Here is a 24,312-nt window from a genome sequence, read left to right as displayed (position 1 = left end):
TGCGGCGCCGTAGGCTCTCGGGCAGGTGTGGATCACGGGAGGGGGCGGTGCGTGGCCGAGGGGGGACTCGACGGTCGGCTGGTGTCGGCGGTCCGGGAGGGGGACGCGGAGGAGGTGCAGGCCCTGTTGGAGAGGGGCGCGGCCCCGGACACCCTGGACGCGGACGGGCTGCCGGTGCTGTGCCGGGCGGTGGCGGCGTACGACAAGCCGGTCGCCGAGACGCTGGTGGAGGGTGGAGCCGACCCCGACCGGGTGCTGCCGGACGGGACCACTCCGCTGTGGCGTGCCATCGACGGCGGTTCCCCGGCGGTCTTCGGCGCGGTGCTGGGCCGCGAGCCCCGGCTGCGGCTCCCGGAAAGCGCCCGCCAACGGCTGCTCGCCCTGGCCCGGAGCTGGTACGAGACCGGCGCGGCCGAGGAGTTGCGGCGCAGGACGGGCGCGCCGGGCCCCGCCACGACGGTCCGGGTCCAGGACAACGAGATCGATCACGTCGACCAGGTCTCGCTCGGCGGGCTCGTCGTGAGGGACGGGCACGCGGCCATCCTGACCTCGCTGGAGTGGGCCTTCCGCATCCTCACGCCCGTCGACGAGCTGATCGCCCGCGCCGTCCGGCACGCCGACGAGGACCATGTCGACTGGTCGGCGGCCTCCTGGACCCTCGTCGAGCGCCGGAGCTACGAGACCTGGTCGGCCGTCGTGGCTCACCGCCACCACCCCGACCCCGTACACCGCCGGTTCGTGGCGGACTACCTCCGGATGCGGCTGTTCGTGTGGAGCGGCCACAGCTACTACGAGAAGAAGGAGAGCGAACTCCTGGCCACCTGGACGGCCGAGGAGGCGGACGGCGAGCTGCTCACGAAGCTCCTCGACGCCTTCGCCCACTACGAGCACCCCGCCCAGGAGGCCGTCGCCCTCCGTCATGCGGGCCACCCCGACCCCCGGGTACGGCGCGAAGTGCCCTACCTGCTCACCTCGCAGGACACCCCCCTCACGCCGGCAGGCCGGGCCGCGCTGCGCACGCTCATCGGCGATCCGGACGCCGGAGTACGGGTCACGGCGTGCGCGGCGGGCGACCGGGACGAGGAACTCCTCCCGGAGATCACCCGGACGCTGGTCCTGCTGGTCGAGGACCCGGATGCCGAGGTGCGCTGGGACGCCGCGGCGGAACTGGCCCGCTCCCGTGACCCCGCGCCCGCCGTCGCCGACGCCCTGGCGGCGCTGTCCGGCGACGACGAGCAACAGGTCCGCCTGGAGGCCGCCTACGGTCTGGTCCGGCGCGACGATCCGCGCACCGCCGAGGCCGTCGAGCGGGTGGGCCCGCTCGACGCCGACGCCTTCGCCCACGACCACCGGGTGGACGGGATCGCGCGATGGAGGTGGCGGCAGGAGGACGCGACGTCCGAGTGACGGTGGGAGGCGAGGGCTATCCTGCGAACCACCCTCGGTACCCCACACCGACGTCAGGAGCAGCGACGATGCAGTACGTGAAGCTCGGCTCGACCGGTCTGGACGTGTCGCGGATCTGTCTGGGCTGCATGACCTACGGCCTCCCCGACCGGGGCGTGCACGAGTGGACCCTGGACGAGGAGGCGTCCCGTCCGCTGATCCGTCAGGCGCTGGACGCCGGCATCAACTTCTTCGACACCGCGAACGTCTACTCCGACGGCACCAGCGAGGAGATCGTCGGCAAGGTGCTGCGCGACTTCGCCCGCCGCGACGAGATCGTGCTCGCGACGAAGGTGCACGGCCGGATGCGCACCGGCCCCAACGGCGGGGGACTGTCCCGCAAGGCGATCTTCACCGAGATCGACCACAGCCTCGGCCGCCTCGGCACCGACTACGTCGACCTCTACCAGATCCACCGTTTCGACCCCCACACCCCGGTCGAGGAGACGATGGAGGCGCTGCACGACCTGGTGAAGGCGGGCAAGGTCCGCTACATCGGGGCCAGTTCGATGTACGCCTGGCAGTTCTCCAAGATGCAGTACACCGCCGAGCGGCACGGCTGGACCAGGTTCGTCTCCATGCAGAACCACTACAACCTCCTCTACCGCGAGGAGGAGCGCGAGATGCTGCCCCTCTGCGCCGACCAGGGTGTCGGCGTCCTGCCCTGGAGCCCTCTGGCCCGCGGCCGTCTCACCCGCGACTGGGGAACCGCCACCGACCGCAGCACCCAGGACGACTTCGGCAGCCGCCTCTACCAGGAGGGGGACCGCACCATCGTCGAGGCGGTCACCCGCATCGCGAACGACCGAGGCGTCCCCCGCGCCCAAGTAGCGCTGGCCTGGCTGCTCCACCAGGACACGGTGACGGCCCCGATCGTCGGCGCGTCCAAGCCGCATCACCTCGAGGACGCGGTGGCAGCGGTGGAACTGACCCTGAACGAGAAGGAGCTGGAGGAACTGGAGCAGCCGTACGCCCCACACCCGATCGCGGGCCACTGAAGGCGCCCCAGAGAGGCGCGGGGCTGTATCGATGTGCGGCTCCGCCGCGATGGGGGTCCCCCGCTCGAGCGAAGCCGAGAGTGGGGGAGCGACCGGCCACCGTGGACCCGCACCCGTAACACGGCCTCTCCGGCGGAGCTCAATGCGGTCCTTGCGGCACGAACTCCGTGCCGCAGGGACCACCCCCCTCGCTCTCCGGCAGAGCCACCCGCGCCCCGCTCATCGACAGCGTGCGGTAGTACGAACCGATCCGCGCCGTGGAGCGGCCCACGTAGTGGCCGATGAACGACCGCCGAAACCGAGCGGAGCGGTTCGGCTGCGAGCCGTGCACCACACTGCCGTTGAAGAACAGCACGTCGCCCGGCGCCATGTCGACCGGCACGGCCGCCAGGCCGGGCGGCGGCGGCACATACTCCCGCGCGAACGACACCTCCGCGTCCGCCTCCTCCGGGCAGAACAGCTCCATCCGGTGGGTGCCGGGGACCACCTCCAGGCCTCCGTTGTCCCGGTCGATCTCGTCGCAGGCCAGCCACGCCGCCACACAGGTGCCCGGCTCGACCCGCAGATAGAAGTTGTCCTGGTGCAGCGCCTGCCCCCGGGCACCGGGCGGCTTGAAGTAGAACATGCTCTGCGCGGCCAGCACCTCCTCGCCCAGCAGCGTCTCCAGGACCTCCCGCAGCCGCGCGTCCAGCAGCGTCCGCCGGGCGAGCAGGTTGAACTCGTGCGGCTGCATCACCCTCGGGTAGGCGTCCAGCGGGTCCGTGCCGGGCCGCGGCTCGAAGTGCCCGGGCACCGGCTGCCCGGCCGCGTGGAGCGCCGCGAACTCGGCGCGCAGCCGGTCCACTTCGTCGTATCCGAACAGGCCGCGGACGACGGTGAAGCCGTCCTGCCGGTACTGCCGCAGCCCCGTCTCCGTCAGGATGGGAGCTCCGGCGGCGCCGATGCCCGTGACTGTCATGTGTGCCCTCCTCGGTCCGAGGTCCTCGGCTCGTCACGCTAGGTGGATTCGAGGTCCGGGAGGATGCCCGTGCGTGCTGACGACCTGCCTGTGACTGCCACGCCCGGGGATCCGTCCCCGCCGCCCGGCCTGGTGGTGGTCGGCCACTTCGACCAGGGCCCGGGCTACGGCGCCAACCGCCCGCTGGGTTCGGACAGTTGGCTGTTCACCTGGACGACGGGCGGGCAGGGCCGGCTGCGCCAGGGCGCCACCGAGGTCCGGGCGGACCCCGGCGACCTGGTCGTGCTCGCCCCGGGCGTCCCGCACCGCTACACGACCGAACCCGCCGCCCGGCACTGGCGGTTCTGGTGGGCCCACTGCCAGGCCCGCCCGACCTGGACACCGTGGCTGCGCCCGTACGACACCGGCGACGGCGTGTACGTCGTCGCCCCCGTGCCGCCCGCACTGCACGAGCGGGTCGAGGCGGCCTTCCGCCGGATGCGCGCCGACGCCCGCTGGGCCGGCCTCGGACAACCGGCCGTCACCGCGCACGCGGACCACGAGATCGCCGTGGCGCACGGCACCGCCGCCCGCGAACTCGCCCTGGGCGCACTGGAGGAGGCCGTACTGCTCACCACCGCCTCCGCACGCCCGCCCACGTCCGAGTCCGGTGTGGACGACCGCGTCCGCCGGGCCCAGGAACTGATCGCCGCCGACCCCGGCGCCCCGCACACCGTCCGCTCACTCGCCGGTGAGGTCGCGCTGTCGGCCTCCCGCTTCGCCCACCTGTTCACCGAGCAGGTCGGCCAGTCGCCGATGCGCGCCCTGCGCGAGGCGCGACTGCGGCACGCGGCCCGGCTGCTGGAGGGCACCGGGCTCTCCGTGGAACGGGTCGCCGCCGCCTCCGGGTTCGCCAGCCCCTTCCACTTCACCCGGGTGTTCCGCGCCCGCTACGGGATGCCGCCCGGCGCGTACCGGGACGGAATGCACGGCACAATGACGCCCTGAAAGGGACACCGATACAGGGACCGCCCAGAATGGCGATCCCGGATTGACACTCCGTCAAAGTCAGCCCAGGTACGCAAAGCACGAAACCGTGAGATCACTTGTTCCTCCTGGTCCGGCTGTGCGAAGGTGTGCCGTGTCGGCGCACGGACAATACTTTTCCCCGCTGTGCGCGCGAGGCATCTCCCGTCCATACCCCCCTTGCTCCAAAAGAGCTGTGCCACAAGGGCGTCCGAGGTGTCGAACCCAGTGCGAGAGGATCCAGGCGCCGCGACGTCGGGGTCGCATACCCGTTGGTATGTACTTTTTATGCCGCAGTTCCCGGGAGGAATGCAGCCGTGAAAGACGCAGGCCTGTCGAATTCCCCTTCGGCGCGCCGCTTCGAGGTGACGGACGAACAGCTGAGCGCCGAGCTGAAGGGCTGGACGGGAGCGTCGCCCGCGCTGCATCCCGTCGGTGAACTGCTGGACCGGCACTGGGCGGCGGCCTTCACCTACGCGCGGCTGTGCGCCGACGGGGAGCGTGCGGCCGGCATGCTCACCACGGCGGCCTTCACCCGGCTCTTCGGGGAGGCTCTGCGGCAGAACGGGCCGACCGCCGCCTGGCGCCCCCAACTGCTGGTCACCGTGCGCCGGATCGCCGCGGAGTGGGACTCCGACGGCCGCCGCGATCTGCTGCACCCGGATCTGCGTTCCGCGGAGGGCGACACCGAGCGCCTGGCCGCCCGCCTGCTTCCGCCGCCGCACCGGCGCCTGCTCTCCCGGGCGTTCCAGCGGCTGCCCCAGTCCGCCGCCTGTCTGCTGTGGCACGCCGAGGTCGAGGCCGAGCCCCTCGCGGTCCCGGCCGGTCTGCTCGGCATGGAGGAGGAGGGCGCCCGCGTCGAACTGCGCCGGGCCCACGAACGGCTGCGCGAGGAGTGCCTCCAGCTCCATCGCGAACTCGCCGTCGACGAGGAGTGCCACCGCTACCACCGGCTCCTCGACGTCACCTGCCGCCGCGGCGGCGCCGACGCCGACCCCGACCTGCGCGCCCACCTGGACCAGTGCCGGCACTGCGCCCACACCGCCGACCAGCTGAGCCAGTTCGAAGGCCACCTCGGCGCCGCGCTCGCCGAGGGCGTGCTGGGCTGGGCCGCCGCGGAGTACATGGCGATCAGAGCGAGCGGTGTCACCGAACCCGCCGGCGCATCTGCCGCCGCGTCCGCCGCCGAGCTCGGGGGACGGCCCCCGGCGGTCGTGGGCGAGGCGTTCACCGACGAGACGTACGAGACCTACGGCGCTGAGGCCTCGGCGCCCACAGGACCCCGTCCAGAAGCGGACCCGCTCCCGGCCGCCGGACCGCGCCCCGGCACGGCACCGCAGCCCGGTCCCGCACCGCGGCCGGGCACCGGAGCGCGCCCCGCCGACTCCCGTCCCGCGTCACGCCGTTCCGCCCAGAAGGCCGCCCGCCGCGCCCGTCGGCGCAACCTGGCCGCCGCCGCCCTCACCGTCAGCGGGCTGGTCGTCCTGCCGCTCGTGGTGTGGTCCGTCCTCGGCTCCGGCGACGGGAGCGCCCCGGGGACGGGCGACGAGGCCGGACAGACCCCGGCCCCCGCCACGGACACGGCCACCTCCGGCCCGTCCTGGGCCGGCGCGGGCGAGGAGGTCCAGGGCACCCTGCGCGGCCGCCTGCACAACGTCTCCTCCGGACTGTGCATCACCGTCGCCGGGGGCAAGGCCGTCAAGGGCGCCGAGAGCGTACTCGCCGACTGCTCCTCCGCGGCCGGCCAGCAGTGGTCGTACGAGACCGACGGGCTGTTGCGCAGCGCCCAGAACCCGGATCTGTGCCTCGACTCGCAGCTCGGCTTCTCGGTGCGGCTGTCGCCCTGCACGGCCGCTGCCAAGAACATGCGTTACGACTTCACCCTGCAGGGCACGCTCGTCCCGCGCGGCAACCAGAACCTCGCCCTGGCCCCCGCCGCCACCGACGGATCGGGCGCCGTCGTCCTGAAGAACCGCGAGGACAGCGCGGCCCAGCGCTGGGTGATCGACACCTCGCAGCCCGACCCCCAGCTCCAGGTCGTCAACTGGGACGCCGAGGTCACCGCGGAGCCGACCCCCACCCCGAAGGCGGCGCGGACCCCCACGCCCACGCCCACCCCGAAGCCGTCCGCCACCCCGACGACCCCCGGGCCGACCGCGACGAGCTCCTCGCCCGGCTCCGGCAGCACGTCCTGCTCGTACCCCTACGGGTACTACTGCTCGTGGAACGGCCAGTCCGGCTCGTACGGCGGCTCCGGTTACGGCGGTTCCGGCTATGGATACGGCGGTTCCGGATTCGGATCCGGTGGAGGGGACTCGGACGGCGGGCGCCGCTGACGGCGAGCGGGCGGCGCGAGGCAGGGGACCGGGATCCCCTCACCCCTCCTCGATCAGCCCCAGCTCCGCCCAGATCGTCTTCCCCTCGGCTGTGTGGCGGCTGCCCCACCGCTGGGTGAGCTGGGCGACCAGCAGCAGCCCCCGGCCGCCCTCGTCGAAGGTCTTCGCACGGCGCAGGTGCGGGGCGGTGTGGCTGGTGTCGGAAACCTCGCAGAGCAGGGTGGCCGCGTTGTGGATCAGCCGGAGCCGGATGGGGCGGGCGCCGTACCGGATGGCGTTGGTGACCAGCTCGCTCACCACCAGCTCGGCCGTGAACGACGCCTCGAGCAGCTGCCAGCGCTCCAGCAGCTCGACGACCTGCTTGCGGATCGGCGCGACGAGCGCCGGATCGGGCGGGATGTCCCAGGTCGCGACCTGGGAGGCGGGCAGCCCCCGGGTGCGGGCGAGCAGCAGGGCCACGTCGTCGGAGGCGCCCCCCTCGGGCAGCAGCGCGTGCAGCACGCGGTCGCAGGTCTCGTCCAGGGAGTCCGAGTACGCCGCCAGCGCCTCGCTCAGCATCCGGTGACCGGCATCCACGTCCCCCGCTCGGGACTCGACCAGGCCGTCGGTATAGAACGCGAGCACCGAGCCCTCGGTGAGCTCCAGCTCGGCCGACTCGAAGGGCAGCCCGCCCAGGCCCAGCGCGGGACCGGCGGGCAGGTCGATGCCGCGGGGCACGCCGTTGGGCGGCAGCAGCAGGGGTGCGGGATGCCCGGCCCGGGCCAGGGTGCAGCGCCGTGACACCGGGTCGTACACCGCGTACAGGCAGGTCGCCCCCATCTCGCCGGGGTTGCCGCCCTCCCCGCCGGCCTCCTCCGAGAGCCGGACGACCAGGTCGTCGAGGTGGGTGAGCAGCTCGTCGGGGGCGAGGTCGATGTCGGCGAGGGTGCGCACGGCGGTGCGCAGCCGGCCCATGGTGGCCGACGCCTGGATGCCGTGCCCGACGACGTCGCCCACGACCATCGCCACGCGCATCCCGGACAGCGGGATCACGTCGAACCAGTCGCCGCCCACCCCGGCCCGGGCCGCCGGCAGGTAGCGGGACGCGGCGTCGACGGCGGCGGTCCGCGGCAGGGTGCGCGGCAGCAGGCTGCGTTGGAGGGCGAGGGCGGTCTCGCGCTCGCGGGAGTAGCGGCGGGCGTTGTCGATGCAGACCGCGGCGCGGGCCGTGACCTCCTCGGCCAGCAGCACGTCGTCGGGGGAGAAGGGGTCCGGGCGCCGGAAGCGGGTGAAGACGACGACACCGAGGGTCGTACCGCGGGCCCGCAGCGGCACGGACATCGTGGAGTGGATGCCGAACTCCTTGACCCGCTGCACGCGCCGCTCGTCCCAGGCGCGCCAGGCGTCCAGGTCGCCGTTCGGCACCGCGGCCACGACGGTGCGGCCCGCGAGCAGGGAGGTGGCCTGGGGGAGGCCCTCGGGGTAGACGTCCATCTGGCCCGGCTTGACCACGGCCTCCGGGGCGTCCGGGTTGACCGAGTGATGGGCCGCCCGCCGCAGGTGGACCGGTGCGGCGAGCGGGCCGGTGGCCTCACCGCCGTACTCCTGCGGATCGAGCAGGTCGACGCTGACGAAGTCGGCCAGCGTGGGGACGCACACCTCGGCCAGCTCCTGTGCCGTGCGCGTGACGTCGAGGGTGGTGCCGATGCGCACGCTCGCCTCGTTGACCAGCTGCAGCCGCTCCCGGGCGAGGAAGTGCTCGGTGAAGTCGTGGACGGTCATGCAGACGCCCCGCACCTGCCCGGCGGCATCGGTGAGCGGCGCCATCCGGGCCAGCCAGGCGTGCGCCCGCTCCTCGCTCGTGGCCTTCAGGTAGGTCTGCATCTCCTGGCGCTCACCGGTGGCGAGGACCCGGCGCAGATGCGTCTCGAGCTCGGTGCTCTGCGGTCTGATGGCGAGGTCGACGGGCCGCAGGCCCCGCATGCGGGCGGAGGGCAGTGCGATCAGCTCCGCCATGGCCTCGTTGGCGCCGCGCAGCCGCAACTGGTCGTCGAAGATCACCGTGGCGCACGGTGACTGGGCCAGGGCAACCCTCATCAGGTCGTCGTCCTCGGGCGCCGGATACCCGCTGACCAGCGGTGTCACGGCGAGCCAGGTGACCGGGCCCCCGTCCTGCGGCCCTCTGCGGTGGGCGAGCACCCACACGGACACGGTGTGGCCGTCGCGGTGCCGCAGCGCGACAGTGCCGCTCCAGCGCTCCTCGTCGGGGTCGGGGCCGCGGACGTCGCCGTCGGCGAGCAGATCGGCGGCCGGCCGTCCGACGACCTCGGCGGGGTCATAGCCCAGCAGGCGGCGCGCGCCCTCGCTCCACCGGGTCAGCGTGCCGTCCTCGTGGATGACCGCCCGCGCCGTCGAGGCATCGTCGAACGGGTAGTCCGAGCTCATCGTCCCCACTCCATCGCGGACACTCACAGTGAACAGGCACGCCACTTGAGTTCCACCTTAGTGCGTGCGGCTCGGGCGCGGAGGGGAACCCCTCCTTGCCCTCCCAGCGGGCGGCCAGGAGCGCGGACCCGGACGATGTGAGACAGGCGGGGTGCGTGAGGCAGAAGGGCCGGACCGCACCCTTGACGGGCAGGAGTGCCGCGGCGTCAGATTCTGTTTGCTGACGATCAGTTGTGAGTACTTCTGGTTCCTGATGAGGGAGAGCCGCCATGACGGTCACTCGCAGATCGGTCCTGCTCGCCTCCGCGGCCGCACCCGCCACCGGAGCGCTCCTCGGCACTCCGGCGGCCGCAGCCGCCGAGATCGGCGCGAGCGGCTCCGGCCGCCGCACGGTCGCGCTGCGCGACGGCTGGTGCTTCGCACTGGTCGACCCGGGCGGGATCACCGACCCGACCGGGCAGTACGCCGACGCCGCCGCCCCCGGTCACGACGACTCCGCCTGGCGCGAGGTGGCTGTGCCGCACTACTGGAGCATCGAGCAGACCCCAACGGCAGCACGGGCAAGCTGCACCTGACCTGGAAAGTGCCGTACGCGCCGGGCGTGCTGAAGGCGGTGGCCCGCAGGGACGGCAAGGTGGTCGCCACCGACGTCCTGCGCACGGCCGGCGCCCCGCACGCGGTCCGCCTCACCCCGGACCGCAAGTCGGTTCCGGCGGACGGGCGTTCGTTGGTCTTCGTCACCGCCGAGGTCGTCGACGCGCGCGGGGTGGTCGTGCCCGACGCCGAACACCTCATCTCCTTCCAGGTGAGCGGCGGCTCCCTCGCCAGGCTCGACAACGGGCGGCAGGAGAGCGCCGAGCGCTACCAGGGGAGCACCCGGACCGCCTTCCACGGCAAGGCACTCGCCATCGTGCGCTCCGGCTCCGAGGCGGGCGTCCTGGAGGTGTTGACCGGACTACCGAGCGACGCGCCGGGCCACTGCGCATCCCCCAGTCGGCCTAGTACTCCAGCGGTAGATCGTTACGGTTCGTGTGTGACGGTCCTGCCCAGCCACGGCATCAGGTTCCGTTGCGCGGCCCTCAGCACCTCACCTGGGGGCAGCTCATCGGCTCGCTCGATCACAACGAGGCCCCATTCCTTCCGGCCGACTGTGCCAAGTGTCACCGCACGTTCGCGCAGCAGGTACGTCACCGCAGACGCGACGTCCGTCACCGACGGGCTTACCTCGTACCTGGCGAGCTTTCCGACATACCAGTCCAGCCACTGCTCCCCTTCCCTCCTCGCGGCCCGGGACAATGCGGCCTCGGCATTCCCATCGAGAAAGACCATGACCGGGCAGAGTGGTGCGAGCACCTCTGTGAGGTCGGCCATGAAAGCGTCGATCGTCTCTTCGCCGTGCCCCATGGCCAGCAGTGTCGGCACGAACGGCATCAGGGCGTCCGCGATCACGACGTCATCGCCGCTGGCCAGAGCTGAATCAACGAACTGGGCAGTCGTCGCGATCAACGTCCCCAGGTCGACGGCGCCGGTCGTCTTGAAAGCCTCAGCCACAGCAGCGAACTGCGGCCTGGTCAAGATCTCTTCCTCGCGGAAGTGGTCCACCCGCAGTCCTGCATCGGCCAGCCATCGGGACAGTCCAGCACACAGCGTCGACTTGCCCACTCCGGGAGATGCTCCCCACACGGTGATCAGAACCGTCATGGTTGCCGAGCCTAGGAACGGCAACCGTAACTGCCAACCCCGCCGCATCTCCGCCAGCCCCTGCCGCAGATCGTGACCTTCATCCCCGAACGGCTCGGTCCCGGTAGTGGCTGGCCCGGGATCGGGCCTGGTGGCGGCGTCGCCAGTCGGACCAGCCGAGTCGATGGGCGACGTCGAGGGCGGGCCGGACGACGAGCGTGATGAACAGGCGCTGGATCTCGTTGCAAGTGAGCGGTATGAGGCCGTCCGACGCGGGGCTGCGGGCATGTTCGTCTGCGCGGACGACGGCCAGGAAGGCATGCGCGAGCATGGCGAGGGTGACCCAGCGGGACCAGGACGCGTAACGGCGGAGCTGGTGCTCGTCCAAGCCGGCCAAGAACTTTCCGGACTGGAAGAACTCCTCGACTCGCCACCTGGACCCTGCGACTCGCACCAGCGTGGTCAGGGGCACCGGTTCGGGCGAGTAGCAGCGGTAGCAGGCGAGTTCACCGGTCGTGCGGTTGCGGCGGATCAGCAACTGGCGGTGGCCCGGCGCCGGTTCGGCCAGGTCGATGACGGCCCAGTCGTAGAGCCTCTGTCCCTTCGCGCCGCTTCCGGCCGGGAGCTTCTGCCAGGCTCGCTTGGGCACCTTCTTCATCAGAGTGTCGGCGCGGAACGTGCCCGCACTGGTGGTCCCTTCGGCAGAGCAGGCCACGGCGAGGACATAACCGACGCCGCGTTCCTCCAGCGCGGACCGTAGTTTCGGGTTGCCGCCGTAGACCTCGTCGCCGGCCACCCAGCCGGCGCGGTGTCCGGCGTCCAGGAACCGTTCGATCATTGTGCGGGCCAGGCCCGGCTTGGTCGCGAAGGCAGTGTCCTCGCCGAGCCCCGCGGCCCGGCAGCGATCCGGGTCGCACGTCCAGGAGCGCGGCATGTACAACTCCCGGTCCACCGCCGCGTGCCCGCGCTCGCCCGCATAGACGAGGTAGACGGCCACCTGGGCGTTCTCGATCCGCCCGGCGGTGCCGGTGTATTGGCGCTGGACGCCGACAGTGTGGGTGCCCTTTTTCACGTCTCCGGTCTCGTCTCGTCGACGACCAGTACCGCGGCCTCGTCGTGCAGGTGCTCGACGACGTATGCGCGCACGTCGTCGCGGACTGCATCGGCGTCCCAGGAGGCCCGGCCAAGCAGGTGCTGCATGCCGTGCGGGGTGGCCTCACCGGCCCACTCCGCGATCGTCCAGCAGTTCTTGCGCGGCAAGTCCGACAGCAGGCCGAGCACCAACCGCCCAGCCCACAGCCGAGGTTCGACCCGCGCGAACCGGGCAGCGATCCGGCCCATGACTACCTCGAAGTTCGTCGACCATGAACTGAAAGCCGACGAGGGACGTATCGGGCCCCACGATCACCTGACCCGCGCCGAAGTTCTCGCGCTGCTGCCCACCTCTCCGTCCTGGCCGTCCCGCGATTCCAAAGCGGACCGGGACCGGGGGCACATGCGGCTGCTGAACGCGGCCAAGATCCTGGACTGGCTCGCGGATCATCCCGGCGACGGGTGGCAGGAACGCTGGCGGGCGGCCGGCGCCGACAGCGGGAAGGCATTCGTACTCGCCGCCGTGTTGGGTGACAGTGCATCCCAGCGCAACGGGCTGGTGGCGGGCCTCAACTGCCTGATGATGAGTCGGATCGTCCTGCCGGGATACGCCTTCCTGCGCGGCTACAAGGCATTACGGCTGTTCAAGGACGTTCAGCAGACGTTTCCCGGCGGGGTCCGCGAGGTGTCACTGGGGCACCTGCGGGCGCCCCTACGGAACCCCCTGCAAGCACGAGCATGCTTGCATCCGTTGCCCGGTCCTCCAGATGGATCCTCGCCAACGGCCCCGCCTCCTGGAGATCATCCAGAACCTCCGCGAGCGCATTCGAGAGGCCCGCGCCAACGGCTGGCTCGGCGAGGGCGAAGGACATCAAGTCAGCTTTGACGCCGCGATGGCCAAGCTCAACAGCCTCAAACGGGCTCCGACCGATGGCCGGCCGCAGCTGGTTGACCCTGGCATGCCGGTCTTCACCGACCACGCACCACTGCTTCCTCGCCAGGATCGGGAGAGCCCGGATACCGGCCCTGATCCTGTCACTGAGCGAGTTCGGCTTGGCGAAGACTGTGGAACACCTCCGCGGTCGTCCATCCGCGCAGTGTGGCGTGAATCGACGAGCGGAATGCGGCCTCGGCCGTGGTGGCGTCGAGGGCCCCGGCCAGTTCGAGAGTCACGAGCCCGTGCAGGGTTGCCCAGATCGACAGGGCGATCGACGTTGCGTCGCCAGTGAAGACGGACGCCGTCAAGGCGCGATCGATCGCCGCGAGGAGCGGACGGATCGGGTCACTGGCACCGACCTCCCCCGACGGGTCGAAGGACTGCACACCACCGAACAGCACCGTGTACAGGTGGCTGTGTCCGCACCCCCAACGACGGTAGGCGACGGCCAACGCGTAGAGGTCGGCGAGAGGGTCCGCGGAGGTCTGAACCGCCGACAGATCCTGGAACAGGCTGGCGACGGCTCTGTCGCGCACCGCACCGATCAGGCCGTCCTTACCACCGAACAAGGAGTACACCGCCGTCGTCGACGCCTCGGCAGCAGCAGCCACGGCGCGGACCGTCACCGACTCCCGCGGACGGGTGGCGAGCATCTCGGTCGCGCACTCCACAAGCCGCTCTTTGACGGCCTCGTCGTTTGTTCTCGGCCTACCCACGGCCAGCAGCCTACCCCCTCTGATAACGTCGTTTTGAAACAGTGTTCTGAAACTGTCGGAGGTCCGCCGTGCCCACGTCCGCCATACGCCTCGTCCGCTTCGCCGGACGCTTACTGCTGGCCCTGGCCGCCGTCGCGACGCTGGTCGTCGTCTTTCTCGCACTGATCGCCCTCACAGACGGGGCAGGCTCGGGGCTCGCCGCATGGTTGACGACCCTCGGGGCCGGGACTGTCCTCGCCATGTGGCGGGGCCGGCACCGCACCTGGCCGGCGCGGCTCGTGCCGTTCCTGCCGGTGCTCGTCGCGGCAGCACTGACGGCGGCGGTCTGCATCCCGACCGTGCCGACGACCCGGCAGTACCCGCCCGCCCTGCCGTTCGTAGCCACGCAGCACTGGACCCTGACCACAGGCAGCCGGGTCGCGGTGTATCACTACCCGCCCGCTAAGGCCCGCCCCCGGCACCCCATCCCGCTCGTGTACCTCAACGGCGGACCGGTCCGCGGCATCTCGGTGCTCGACCACCAGTTCCTGCAACTCCTGGCACGCCAGGGCTACGACGTCTACGCCTACGAACAGGCCGGTGGCGGACGCAGTGACCTGCTCCCCATGGACCAGTACACGATCTCCAGGTCGGTCCGCGACCTCGCCGCCTTCGTCGACCGCCTGGACAAGGGAAAGGCCGACATCCTCGGATTCTCCTCAGGCGGAGTCGTGCTCACCCGAGCCCTGGCCGACCCACGCGTCGCCGCACGCCTGCATCGGGCGATCATCGCCGAGCCCGGCCCCATGGACGGCCCCACCGCACACATCACCGGGCACAAGGGTCGAAAATCCGCCCGCGGCCTCGCGCCGGCCCCGACCGGACCGCGATCGACGCACATCCCCCGGTACGCCGTGGCATTCGGCCTCATGCGACTCGGACTCCTCACCCCCGACACCGGACTGATCGGACAAGCCGAAGGCGACAACGCCTTCACCGCCGCCGACCTCGGCAGCGACACCGCATCCGCCTACTGCGCGCGCGACGCGCACCGCATCCCCACCGAGGACACCTCCCAGAACTTCTCCTTCAGCCCCGCCGCCAGCCTCCGCATCCAGCAGACGGTCAAGGACTCACCCTCCATCGCCTCACAACTGAGGCGCTCCCGGACCCCCGCGATGCTGCTGATCGCCGAGTGCTCCTCCCAGGTTCGTCAATGGGCGACCGCCGTGCTTGCCAATGACCCCGGCATCCAGCGCACGCAGTACATGCCCGGAGTCGGACACCACATGTGGAACGGCCTCGACGACAACAACGACCGGGCCGTCGCCGTCATCACTGCGTTCCTTCAGGACAAGCCAGCCCCCCTGCCGAACTACCCGACCCGCGACGAGATCCCTTCCTTCCTGCACGACCACAAATGAAGACGTTGTAGCCCGTCACCGGCAACGGCGGGCGAACCCTCGAAGCCGTCTGGGTCCTGCGCCAGGTACAACCAAGGGCGATCTCTTACAAGTCATCTCATTTGGCTGGGTAGGCTGTGGCCTGTGGTGGGGATCGTTGAGCGGCTGGTGCCGGACGAGTTGTGGGAACTGTTCCAGCGGGTGGTGCCTGAGGCGCCGACTCGGCCTCAGGGCGGCGGTCGGCGCCGGCACGGTGACCGTGAGGTGCTGGCCGCGATCGTGTTCGTGTCGACGTCGGGCTGTACGTGGCAGCAACTGCCCACCGCTTCGTTCGGACCGTCGGGAGCGACGGCTCACCGACTTCGACGCCGTGCGCGGCTCCCGGTTGCGGCTTGTTCTGACGAGCAGCCGTCCGGGTGAGGTCCAAGGGGCGGTCCGCATCAGCAAGCTGGAGGCGTAGCTCCCGACAGGCGCGTTCGTCTCGGCGAGGCGTGCACCTCGACGGTCCGTGGCGGGGAGCGGTGGAAGCCGTCCCGTCCGGACCGTTGACGGGGTGTCATGACTGCAACAAGCATGGACTCCGACCGTCTTTGGGAGCGCTCCCACCCGCAGTGCTCCCGCCCACGGAGCGTTCCGCACTCCCGGAGGAGCCCAGACGTGAAACGACGCAGAACCACCCTGCTGTCCCTGGCCGCCCTGCTGGGCGCGGCGCTCACCGCGCTGCCCGTGCAGCAGGTCGCGGCCGAGGAGGTCGAGCAGGTCAGGAACGGCACCTTCGACACGACCACCGACTCGTGGTGGACCAGCAACGTCGGCGCGGGCCCGGCCGAGGGGCGGCTGTGCGCGGACGTGCCGGGCGGCACCGTCAACCGCTGGGACTCCGCCGTCGGCCAGGACGGCATCACCCTGGTGAAGGGGGAGACGTACCGGTTCTCCTTCAAGGCGTCCGGCGTGCCCGAGGGGCATGTGGTGCGCGCCATCGTCGGCCAGTCGGTCGCGCCGTACGAGACCTGGCACGAGGCCAGTCCGGTGCTCGCGGAGTCCGCCGGTTCGTACTCCTACACCTTCACCTCGCCGGTGGACTCCGCCCAGGGGCAGGTCGCCTTCCAGGTCGGCGGCAGCGCGGACCCCTGGCGGTTCTGCCTCGACGACGTCTCCCTGCTGGGCGGGGTGCCGCCGGAGGTGTACGAGCCCGACACCGGGCCGCGGGTACGGGTCAACCAGGTCGCCTATCTGCCCGCCGGGCCGAAGAACGCCACGCTCGTCACCGACGCGACCGGGAAGCTGCCCTGGGAGCTGAAGAGCGCCGCCGGCACGACGGTCGCGCGGGGCTGGACCGTGCCCCGCGGGGTCGACGCCTCCTCCGGGCAGAACGTCCACTCCATCGACTTCGGCGCCTATCGCAAGAACGGCACCGGCTTCACGCTGATCGCCGACGGTGAGACCAGCCGCCCGTTCGACATCGGCACGGCCGCCTACGAGCGACTGCGGCTGGACGCCGTCAAGTACTACTACACGCAGCGCAGCGGCATCGCGATCCGCGACGACCTGCGCCCCGGTTACGGCAGGGCCGCGGGCCACGTGGGCGTCGCGCCCAACCAGGGCGACACCGCCGTCCCCTGCCAGCCGGGCGTCTGCGACTACACCCTCGACGTCAGCGGCGGCTGGTACGACGCGGGCGACCACGGCAAGTACGTCGTCAACGGCGGCATCGCCACCTGGGAGGTGCTCAGCACCTACGAACGCTCGCTGACCGCCCGCACCGGCCGGCCGGCGAAGCTGGGCGACGGCACGCTCGCCCTCCCCGAGAGCGGCAACAAGGTGCCGGACATCCTCGACGAGGCCCGCTGGGAGCTGGAGTTCCTGCTGAGGATGCAGGTGCCGGACGGGCAGCCGCTCGCCGGCATGGCCCATCACAAGATCCACGACGAGCAGTGGACCGGCCTGCCGCTGCTGCCGAGCGACGACCCGCAGAAGCGCGAACTGCACCCGCCGACCACCGCGGCGACCCTGAACCTGGCCGCGACCGCCGCTCAGGCGGCACGCCTGTACAAGCCGTACGACAAGGCCTTCGCGGCGCGGGCCCTGTCGGCCGCCCGCAACGCCTGGACGGCGGCCCTGGCCCACCCCGCGGTGTACGCCGACCCGAACGACGGCACCGGCGGCGGCGCCTACAACGACAACGAGGTGAGCGACGAGTTCTACTGGGCGGCCGCCGAGCTGTACCTCACCACCGGTGAGCGGCAGTTCGCCGACCACGTCCTGAACTCACCGGTCCACACGGCCGACATCTTCGTCCCCTACGGCTTCGACTGGTCCAGGACCGCCGCCGCGGGCCGCCTCGACCTCGCGACCGTCCCGAACAAGCTCCCCGGCCGCGACAAGGTGCGCCACTCGGTGATCGCCGGCGCCGACAAGTACCTCGGCACCCTGCGGGCCCACCCGTACGGCATGCCCTACGCCCCCGTGGACAACCGCTACGACTGGGGCTCCGCGCACCAGGTCCTCAACAACGCCGTGGTCCTCGCCACCGCGTACGACATCACCGGCGGCGCGAAGTACCGCGACGCAGCCGTGCAGAGCATGGACTACGTCCTCGGCCGCAACGCGCTGAACATCTCCTACGTCACCGGCTACGGCGAGGCCAATGCCCACCAGCAGCACAGCCGCTGGTACGCCCACCAGCTCGACCCGGACCTGCCGAGCCCGCCGGACGGCACGCTCGCCGGCGGCCCGAACTCGAGCATCCAGGACCCCTACGCGCAGACCAAGCTCAAGGGCTGTGTGGGGCAGTTCTGCTACATCGACGACATCCAGTCCTGGTCGACGAACGAGACCGCGATCAACTGGAACGCGGCGCTGACCCGGATGGCGTCGTTCGTGGCGGACCAGGGATAGCGGCAACGCCTTTCACGGTACCGTCCTGCCGTGGGTGTGACCTGCGGCTATTTACGGGCAAGTACCCGAGCGGTACCGTGAAGGGCATGCCAGCCCTCAATGTGGAGTTCAGCGATCGCGAGCTGGAGGACCTGCGGCAGATCGCCAAGGAACGCGGTACGTCGATGAAGGCGCTCGTACGGGAGGCGGCCGCCGCCGACATAGCGCGCCACCGGGCGCTGCAGGAGGGGGCGGAGGCCTTCCGCCGGTTCTTCGCGTCCCACGCCGACGAGTTCGCGGCCGCCTTCCCCGACGACGAAGCGCCCCTCAAGGGCGAGGGACGGGTCGCCTGACCGATGACGCCTGTCATCCACATCGATGTGCCCTGGCTCCTCCAGCGCCACGAAGAGGTACTGCCGGACCAGCCCACCATCAACGACTTTTCCGCGCTGGTCGCCGCCGTCGCCCGGCACCGTGTCGATCCGCCCCGCCTGGGTGTGAACTCCGACCCGGCCTGGCGGGCCGCCGCGCTGCTGCACACCATCACGCTGCTCAAGCCCCTGCCGTCGGCCAACGCCCGCTTCGCCTGCGCGACGGCGGTGGCGTACATGTTCGTCAGCGGCGTCGGGATCGACCCGCCCTACGGGGCACTCGTCGACCTGGCCCGGGACCTGATCGACGGCAAGGCCGACGTGTACGGCGCGGCCGACCGGCTGCGGTCCTGGCAGATCTGAGGACTCGGGACGGTCCAGGGCCGCCGGCCCAGGGCGGGAGGAACAAGGCCGGCGGCCGTTTCGCGCAGGAGAGCCGCCGTCCCGCGCGGGGCCTCCGAGGAGGAGCCGGACCCAGTCCACTACGCCCTGCCGCGCCCCGGGAACGTGTGCGTCACGCCGACGCGTGCGCGCGTTTCACACGGGGCGCAGGAAGCACGCCCAGGCGCGGCGAAAGGCCTTGGGAGAGGGCGGCACCGGCACGGAGGGCGGCAACGGAATCGGCACGGAAATCGCGGCCTCCTTATCGACTTTCTTTCAACAGTGGCCGGGAATCTCCGGCGGCTTGTTGCGCACGACTCAGTTGTGCAATGGTGAACCACTCGTGCGGGGGGCCGGGGCCGGGAGAGCCCCGTGTTTTCGCCGGCGGAGGCGAACGCGTGCTCCCCGCCGCGCCGAACAGGTACGTACCAAAGGACGCCGCTCAGTGCTCACCCCCCAACCTCCTCGCCCTCCTTACCCCCCGCCCGGCGGGGGCTCCGGAGAATCCGACGAGTCCCTCGCGGCCGGGACCCGCAGCGGCACGGACAGCGAGGTCGCCCAGTCCACCGCGCTGCTGATCGCGCGGCACTGGCAGCCGGTGCACGAGTACGCGGCCATCTGCCTCGCCTCCTCGACGGGCGCCGCGTCCATGGTCACCACAGCCGCGTTCCACCAGGTCTTCGACCGGCTGAAGCTGGGCGAGCCGGGCACCGCCCTGCGCCCCCGGCTGCTGGTGACCGTGCGGGACACGGTCCGGCTGTGGGCCGCCGACGAGGGCCTGTCCACCGTCCTGCCCGAGCTGCGGAAACCGGCGGGTGCCCGCGGGTTGCGGACCGCGAAGTCCCTGATCCCCGAGAACCGGGCGCTCACGGAACGCTCCTTCCAGAACCTGTCCCCGGTCGCCCGCTGCGTCCTGTGGCACGTCGAGGTCGAGGCCGAGTCGATCACCGTCGCCGCCGGCCTGCTCGGTCTGGACCCCGCCACCGTCGCCGCCGCCCACGAACAGGCCCGGGAGAAGCTCCGCGAGGGCTGCGTCCGCGCCCACCGGGAACTCGCGCCCAGCAAGGAGTGCCGCTTCTACAACCGCCTCCTCGACGTCCCCATCGGCCGCGGCGGCGACCTCCTGCCGGACGTCCGCCAGCATCTGGACGCCTGCCGTTACTGCCGCGCCGCGGCGGAACAACTCGGCCATTTCGAGGGCGGGTTGGGCGTGCTGCTGGCCGAGGCGGTGCTCGGCTGGGGCGCCCGCCGCTACGTCGAGTCGCGCCCCGGTCGCGACCGCCAGCAGCCCGTCCGCCTCAAAGGTTCCAACCGGCGCCGCGGCGGAGGCCGGCGCGCGGCGCGCCGTACCACTCTCCTCGACCGCATACCGTCGCCCCGCCGCCGCGCCGCGGACGGCGCGCGGTCGCCGCGGACGCTGCTCACGGGTGTCGGCCTCGCCTCCGCCGGTCTGCTGACCACCCTGCTCGCCGCCGGTATGTGGTCGGACGACGGCGGTGCCGACCCGGCCGCCTCCACGAGCGCCGCCGGCGGCGCGGCCTCGGGCACCGGCTCCCAGGCCGGACCCACCGCGGACCCCACGGCCCCGGACACCGCCCAACTGCCCACCGTGCCGGGGCAGACCAGACTGCGCAATGCCGCCGCCGATCTGTGCCTGGACATCCGGGGCGAGGCGAAGGCGGGCGCTGCCGTCGAGCTGGCCGACTGTTCCACCGGGTCGACCCAGCTGTGGGCGTACGAGGCGGACGGGCAGCTGCGCAGTGTGGCCGACCGCGACCTGTGCGTGGACTCCCACGCGGACGCCGGCGTGGTCATCCTGGGCGCGTGCGCGGAGGCCGACGACGCCCGTGCCGACGACGTCCGCTACGACCTCACCGTGCAGGGGGAGTTGCTGCCCCGCTGGGGCGAGACGCTGGCCCTCGCCTCCACCGGTGAGGACCCCGGAGCCGACGTCGTGGTCAAGGTCCGCGACCACTCCAGCGACCAGCGCTGGCTGACCGACGCCGTCACGGCCAGCCCCGGCTCACTGGAGATCACCGGGACCGAGACGCCGCCGGCGCAGCCGGTCGAGCTGACGGACCGCACGGCCTGACACGGCCGTCCGGTGGACCGTCACCCCGCGTCCTCCACGAGGTCCGCCGGGCCGACGGTCGCCGGGCCGGCGTGGCCGGACAGGGCCAGGGTGAGGTCGAACTCGGCGAGGAGACAGCGGATCACGTGCTCCACGCCGGACTGGCCGTCCAGGCCGAGCCCGTAGACGTACGGCCGGCCGAGCAGCACGGCCCGCGCGCCGAGGGCGAGTGCCTTGAAGAGGTCGTCGCCGGTGCGCACCCCGCTGTCGAACAGCACGGTCAGCCGGTCGCCGACCGCCGCCGCGACGCGGGGCAGCGCGTCCGCTGCCGCGACCGAGCCGGCCACCTGCCGGCCGCCGTGGTTGGAGACCACCACGCCGTCCATCCCGGCGTCGGCGGCCAGCCGGGCGTCGTCCGGGTGGAGGACGCCCTTCAGGACGATCGGGCCGTCCCAGTGCTCCCGCAGGAACGCCAGGTCCGGCCAGGTCTTCGCAGGATCCGCGAACAGGTTCACGAAGTGCAGCACGGCCGCGTTGCGATCCTCGTGCACCGGCTTGGCCAGGCCCGCCCGGAAGGCCGGGTCGGTGAAGTAGTTGGCGGTGCCCACGCCGTGCAGGAACGGCAGGTACGCCTGGTCGAGGTCGCGCGGCCGCCACGCCAGCAGCGGGGTGTCCAGGGTGACGACCAGCACCGTGAACCCGGCCGCCCCCGCCCGCCGAAGGAAACTGCGGGTCACCTCGCGGTCCTTGGACCAGTACAGCTGGAACCAGCGCTCGGCGTCCCCCATCGCCTCGGCCACCTGCTCGATCGGTGTGCTCGACGCGGACGACAGCACGAACGGCACCCCCTGCGCGGCGGCGGCCCGGGCGGCCGCGGACTCGGCCTCCGGATGCATGATCGACAGCACGCCGACCGGGGCCAGCGCCAGCGGGGCGGGCAGGGATCGGCCGAGCACCTCGACCGACAGATCGCGCTCGTGCACGTCCCGCAGCATGCGCGGAACGATCCGACGGCGCCGCAGGGCCGCCCGGTTCGCACGGGCCGTACTGCCGTCACCCGCGCTGCCCGCCACATAGCCGACCGGACCCGGTCCGAGGCGCTGCTCGGTCAGCTCCTCCAGCCGGGTCAGATCGGTGGGCAGCCGGGGGACCGCACCCGTCATCCCGTTCAGATAGATCTCGTACTGGAAGTCCGCCCAGTGCTTCGCCATCCGGATGTCCCGCCTCTCGTCGCCGAGACCACGCCGACGCTGACCATACCGGTCGGTACGCGGCGGGGTGTCAGCCCCTACCGGCCGACTCGCGCAGGATCCGGGCCAGTTCGCGTGGCTGCGAGAACATCGGCCAGTGACCGGTGTCCATCTCCACCAGCTCCCACCTCTCGCTCTTGAGCAGCTCCGCCACCGCGGGCATCGGCTCGTCGCCGTCCAGCAGGCACTTGATGTAGGTGGCAGGGAGGTCGCCGAGGGAGCGGCTCAGGGTGGCCGGTTCGGTGAGAGTGGCGCCCGGATGCGGGGATCCCTCGACGATCCGGCGGATCTGCTCGTCCGTCAGCCCCTGGCCCGCGTAGTCGTCCGCGGTGAGCGGCGGCCAGAAGCCGTCGTGGGCCGCGATCGACTCCCGGACGTGGTCGCTCGGCCAGCCCGACAGGAACGACTCCCCGTCGACGGGCACGTTCGCGTCGACGAACACCACCCGCCGCAGCCGGTCACCGATCCGCTCCGCGGCCTGCCCGACCGGTATCCCGGAGTAGCTGTGCCCGACCAGCACCACGTCCCGCAGACCGAGCCGCTCGACCGCGTCGACGACGTCCCTGACATGGGTCTCCAGCCCTGCCGGGACCCCCTGCTTCTCGGCGAGACCGGAAAGGGTCACGGGATGGGCGTCGTCCCCGGCGGCGCGCAGCTCCGCCGCCACCTCGTCCCAGGCCCCCGCACCGAGCCAGGTCCCTGCCGTCATCACGAAATGCGTCATGCCCGCACCGTAGTCGAGGGGTCTGACAACGGCCCTTCGTCAACTCCCGTCCCCGGCCCGGTGATCGGCGGCGCCGGCACCTCTACGGTCCGGGCGAGCCGCGCTCCCTCGGGCCCGTACGCCGCCCGAGGCTCCGGGAACAGCCACAGCAGCGCCACGTAGAGCACGGCGGCGAGGGCGAGGGACAGCGGCAGGCTGATGTCGACGCCGTTCGCCAGGTCGCCGAGCGGGCCGACGAACTGGCCCGGGATGTTGGTGAACAGCACACCCACGAGGGCCGACACCCACCAGGCGGTCATGCCGCGCCAGTTCCAGCCGTGCGCGAACCAGTAACGCCCGCCGCGCTGCCGCCGGTTGAAGACCTGGAGGGCCTCGGGGTCGTACCAGCCGCGCCGCGTGTAGAAGCCCAGCATCATCACGACCATCCAGGGCGTCGTGCAGGTGATGATCACCGTGGCGAACGTGGAGATCGACCGGACGAGGTCCAGGCCGAAGCGGCCGGCGAAGATGAACGCGATCGACACCACGCCGACCAGCAGGGTCGCCTGCACGCGCGACAGCCGCGGGAACACCGACGAGAAGTCCAGGCCGGTGCCGTACAGCGAGGTCGTGCCCGTCGACATGCCGCCGATCAGGGCCAGCAGGCACACCGGCAGGAAGAACCAGGTGGGTGAGATCGCCAGCAGTCCGCCCACGAAGTCGGGGGCGGCCGGGTCGACGTACTCGGGGGCCTTCGTTGCGATGATGCTCGCGGTCGACAGGCCGAAGAGGAACGGCAGCAGGGTCGCGAGCTGGGAGAGGAAGGCGGCGCCGACGACCCGGCGGCGCGGGGTGGCCGCCGGGATGTAGCGCGACCAGTCGCCGAGGAACGCCCCGAACGACACCGGGTTGGACAGCACGATCAGGGCCGCGCCGATGAACGACGGCCAGAACAGGGACTTCGTCGCCGCGTCCGCGGAGTCCGTGAAGACGCCCGCGTACGAGGGGTCGAAGTCGCCGGCGAACGCGAGCGCGCCCAGCAGGAACAGCACGGTCGCCGAGGTGACCGCGACCTTGTTGACGAACAGCATGAAGCGGAAGCCGTACACGCACACCGCGAGCACCAGCCCGGCGAAGAGCGCGTACGCCACGGCGTAGGTCAGGTTGCCGCGGTCGACGCCGAAGAGCCGATGGGCGCCGCCGACCAGGGCGTCGCCGGAGCTCCACACCGAGAGGGAGAAGAACGCGACCGCGGTCAGCAGCGAGAGGAAGGAGCCGACGACGCGGCCGTGCACACCGAGGTGCGCGGAGGAGGAGACCGCGTTGTTGGTGCCGTTGACCGGGCCGAACACCGCCATCGGGCACAGGATCAGCGCCCCCACGACCACCCCCAGCACAGTGGCCGCGAGGCCCTGCCAGAAGGACAGGCCGAACAGGATCGGGAAGGCGCCCAGGACGCAGGTCGAGAAGGTGTTCGCGCCGCCGAAGGCGAGCCGGAACAGGTCGAAGGGGGTCGCGGTGCGTTCGGCGTCGGGGATGCGGTCGACACCGTGGGTCTCGACCTCGGTGAGGGACGGGGGAGGCGTGGTCGGGGCGGGTCCGGGGGACGGCGGGGTCAAGGGGGCTCCAGCAGCGGGCGGTCGACGGTGGAGCGCGGGGTGGCGCGGCGGGGGGCGAACGGCCGT

18 protein-coding genes and 3 pseudogenes are annotated in these 24,312 nt (G+C 71.8%); 13 read left to right on the top strand and 8 right to left on the bottom strand.

Features of this window, described 5'->3' with window-relative positions:
* The first annotated feature begins 51 nt into the window (after positions 1-51).
* Both IE263_RS27425 and IE263_RS27420 read left to right on the top strand, forming a co-directional pair.
* On the top strand, positions 52-1,407 hold the full coding sequence (locus IE263_RS27425; protein WP_229911190.1) for an ankyrin repeat domain-containing protein: 1,356 nt from the start codon (positions 52-54) through the stop codon (positions 1,405-1,407).
* A 68-nt stretch (positions 1,408-1,475) separates the two neighbouring features.
* A complete protein-coding gene (locus IE263_RS27420; RefSeq protein WP_189940476.1) occupies positions 1,476-2,444 on the top strand; it encodes an aldo/keto reductase in 969 nt (322 codons plus the stop codon).
* 139 nt (positions 2,445-2,583) lie between these two features.
* Here IE263_RS27420 and IE263_RS27415 read toward each other — a convergent pair whose 3' ends face one another.
* A complete protein-coding gene (locus tag IE263_RS27415; RefSeq protein ID WP_189940475.1) occupies positions 2,584-3,402 on the bottom strand; it encodes a phytanoyl-CoA dioxygenase family protein in 819 nt (272 codons plus the stop codon).
* Positions 3,403-3,465: 63 nt separating this feature from the next.
* On the opposite strand from IE263_RS27415, the gene IE263_RS27410 reads away from it, so the two are divergent.
* Both IE263_RS27410 and IE263_RS27405 read left to right on the top strand, forming a co-directional pair.
* Positions 3,466-4,389 (top strand): helix-turn-helix domain-containing protein, encoded by a 924-nt coding sequence (locus IE263_RS27410; protein ID WP_189940474.1) that lies wholly within the window; start codon positions 3,466-3,468, stop codon positions 4,387-4,389.
* Positions 4,390-4,724: 335 nt separating this feature from the next.
* Complete coding sequence (locus IE263_RS27405; protein WP_189940473.1) at positions 4,725-6,743, top strand: ricin-type beta-trefoil lectin domain protein; 2,019 nt, start codon at positions 4,725-4,727, stop codon at positions 6,741-6,743.
* A 39-nt stretch (positions 6,744-6,782) separates the two neighbouring features.
* Here the strand turns inward: IE263_RS27405 and IE263_RS27400 are convergent, their stop codons facing one another.
* A complete protein-coding gene (locus IE263_RS27400; protein WP_189940472.1) occupies positions 6,783-9,167 on the bottom strand; it encodes a SpoIIE family protein phosphatase in 2,385 nt (794 codons plus the stop codon).
* Positions 9,168-9,436: 269 nt separating this feature from the next.
* Here IE263_RS27400 and IE263_RS27395 point away from each other — a divergent pair, with 269 nt between their 5' ends.
* Positions 9,437-9,742 (top strand): hypothetical protein, encoded by a 306-nt coding sequence (locus IE263_RS27395; RefSeq protein WP_189940471.1) that lies wholly within the window; start codon positions 9,437-9,439, stop codon positions 9,740-9,742.
* Positions 9,712-10,113 (top strand): annotated as a pseudogene (locus IE263_RS27390) (DUF4982 domain-containing protein); the annotation flags it as partial. The gene IE263_RS27395 and the pseudogene IE263_RS27390, both read left to right, overlap by 31 nt.
* A gap of 74 nt (positions 10,114-10,187) precedes the next feature.
* Here IE263_RS27390 and IE263_RS27385 read toward each other — a convergent pair.
* Both IE263_RS27385 and IE263_RS27380 read right to left on the bottom strand, forming a co-directional pair.
* The gene (locus IE263_RS27385; protein ID WP_189940470.1) at positions 10,188-10,868 is read right to left on the bottom strand and encodes a hypothetical protein; all 681 of its coding nucleotides are present in this window, start codon (positions 10,866-10,868) and stop codon (positions 10,188-10,190) included.
* Between the two features lie 79 nt (positions 10,869-10,947).
* Positions 10,948-12,188 (bottom strand): annotated as a pseudogene (locus tag IE263_RS27380) (IS701 family transposase).
* On the opposite strand from IE263_RS27380, the gene IE263_RS27375 reads away from it, so the two are divergent.
* On the top strand, positions 12,187-12,825 hold the full coding sequence (locus IE263_RS27375) for a hypothetical protein (RefSeq protein ID WP_189940469.1): 639 nt from the start codon (positions 12,187-12,189) through the stop codon (positions 12,823-12,825). The pseudogene IE263_RS27380 and the gene IE263_RS27375 sit on opposite strands and share 2 nt — an antisense overlap.
* Positions 12,826-12,974: 149 nt before the next feature.
* Here the strand turns inward: IE263_RS27375 and IE263_RS27370 are convergent, their stop codons facing one another.
* On the bottom strand, positions 12,975-13,592 hold the full coding sequence (locus IE263_RS27370; protein WP_189940468.1) for a TetR/AcrR family transcriptional regulator: 618 nt from the start codon (positions 13,590-13,592) through the stop codon (positions 12,975-12,977).
* Between the two features lie 68 nt (positions 13,593-13,660).
* Between IE263_RS27370 and IE263_RS27365 the strand changes: the two genes are divergently transcribed.
* The 6 genes and pseudogenes from IE263_RS27365 (at position 13,661) to IE263_RS27340 (ending at position 20,695) form a co-directional block, all read left to right on the top strand.
* A complete protein-coding gene (locus IE263_RS27365; RefSeq protein WP_189940467.1) occupies positions 13,661-14,995 on the top strand; it encodes an alpha/beta hydrolase in 1,335 nt (444 codons plus the stop codon).
* Between the two features lie 123 nt (positions 14,996-15,118).
* A pseudogene (locus IE263_RS27360) lies at positions 15,119-15,334 on the top strand (transposase); the annotation flags it as partial.
* A 297-nt stretch (positions 15,335-15,631) separates the two neighbouring features.
* Positions 15,632-17,872: a glycoside hydrolase family 9 protein gene (locus IE263_RS27355; protein WP_189940466.1), complete on the top strand. Its 2,241-nt coding sequence runs from the start codon at positions 15,632-15,634 to the stop codon at positions 17,870-17,872.
* 86 nt (positions 17,873-17,958) lie between these two features.
* Positions 17,959-18,204, top strand: coding sequence for a hypothetical protein (locus IE263_RS27350; RefSeq protein ID WP_189940465.1), 246 nt, complete (start codon positions 17,959-17,961; stop codon positions 18,202-18,204).
* Between the two features lie 3 nt (positions 18,205-18,207).
* Complete coding sequence (locus IE263_RS27345; protein WP_189940464.1) at positions 18,208-18,585, top strand: toxin Doc; 378 nt, start codon at positions 18,208-18,210, stop codon at positions 18,583-18,585.
* Positions 18,586-19,048: 463 nt separating this feature from the next.
* On the top strand, positions 19,049-20,695 hold the full coding sequence (locus tag IE263_RS27340) for an RICIN domain-containing protein (protein WP_189940463.1): 1,647 nt from the start codon (positions 19,049-19,051) through the stop codon (positions 20,693-20,695).
* Between the two features lie 20 nt (positions 20,696-20,715).
* Here the strand turns inward: IE263_RS27340 and IE263_RS27335 are convergent, their stop codons facing one another.
* The 3 genes from IE263_RS27335 to IE263_RS27325 all read right to left on the bottom strand — a co-directional run bounded on the left by IE263_RS27335 (position 20,716) and on the right by IE263_RS27325 (position 24,246).
* On the bottom strand, positions 20,716-21,885 hold the full coding sequence (locus tag IE263_RS27335; protein ID WP_189940462.1) for a lactate 2-monooxygenase: 1,170 nt from the start codon (positions 21,883-21,885) through the stop codon (positions 20,716-20,718).
* 70 nt (positions 21,886-21,955) lie between these two features.
* Positions 21,956-22,648, bottom strand: coding sequence for an alpha/beta fold hydrolase (locus IE263_RS27330; RefSeq protein WP_189940461.1), 693 nt, complete (start codon positions 22,646-22,648; stop codon positions 21,956-21,958).
* Positions 22,645-24,246, bottom strand: coding sequence for a purine-cytosine permease family protein (locus IE263_RS27325; RefSeq protein WP_189940460.1), 1,602 nt, complete (start codon positions 24,244-24,246; stop codon positions 22,645-22,647). Before IE263_RS27325 ends, IE263_RS27330 begins: the two co-directional genes overlap by 4 nt.
* Between the last annotated feature and the right edge of the window lie 66 nt (positions 24,247-24,312).

The organism is Streptomyces aurantiogriseus, from assembly GCF_014649375.1.
GTDB classification, from domain to species: Bacteria; Actinomycetota; Actinomycetes; order Streptomycetales; family Streptomycetaceae; genus Streptomyces; species Streptomyces aurantiogriseus.
The sequence above is the reverse complement of the archived record's forward strand: the minus strand, read 5'-3'. Positions and strand labels throughout refer to the sequence as shown.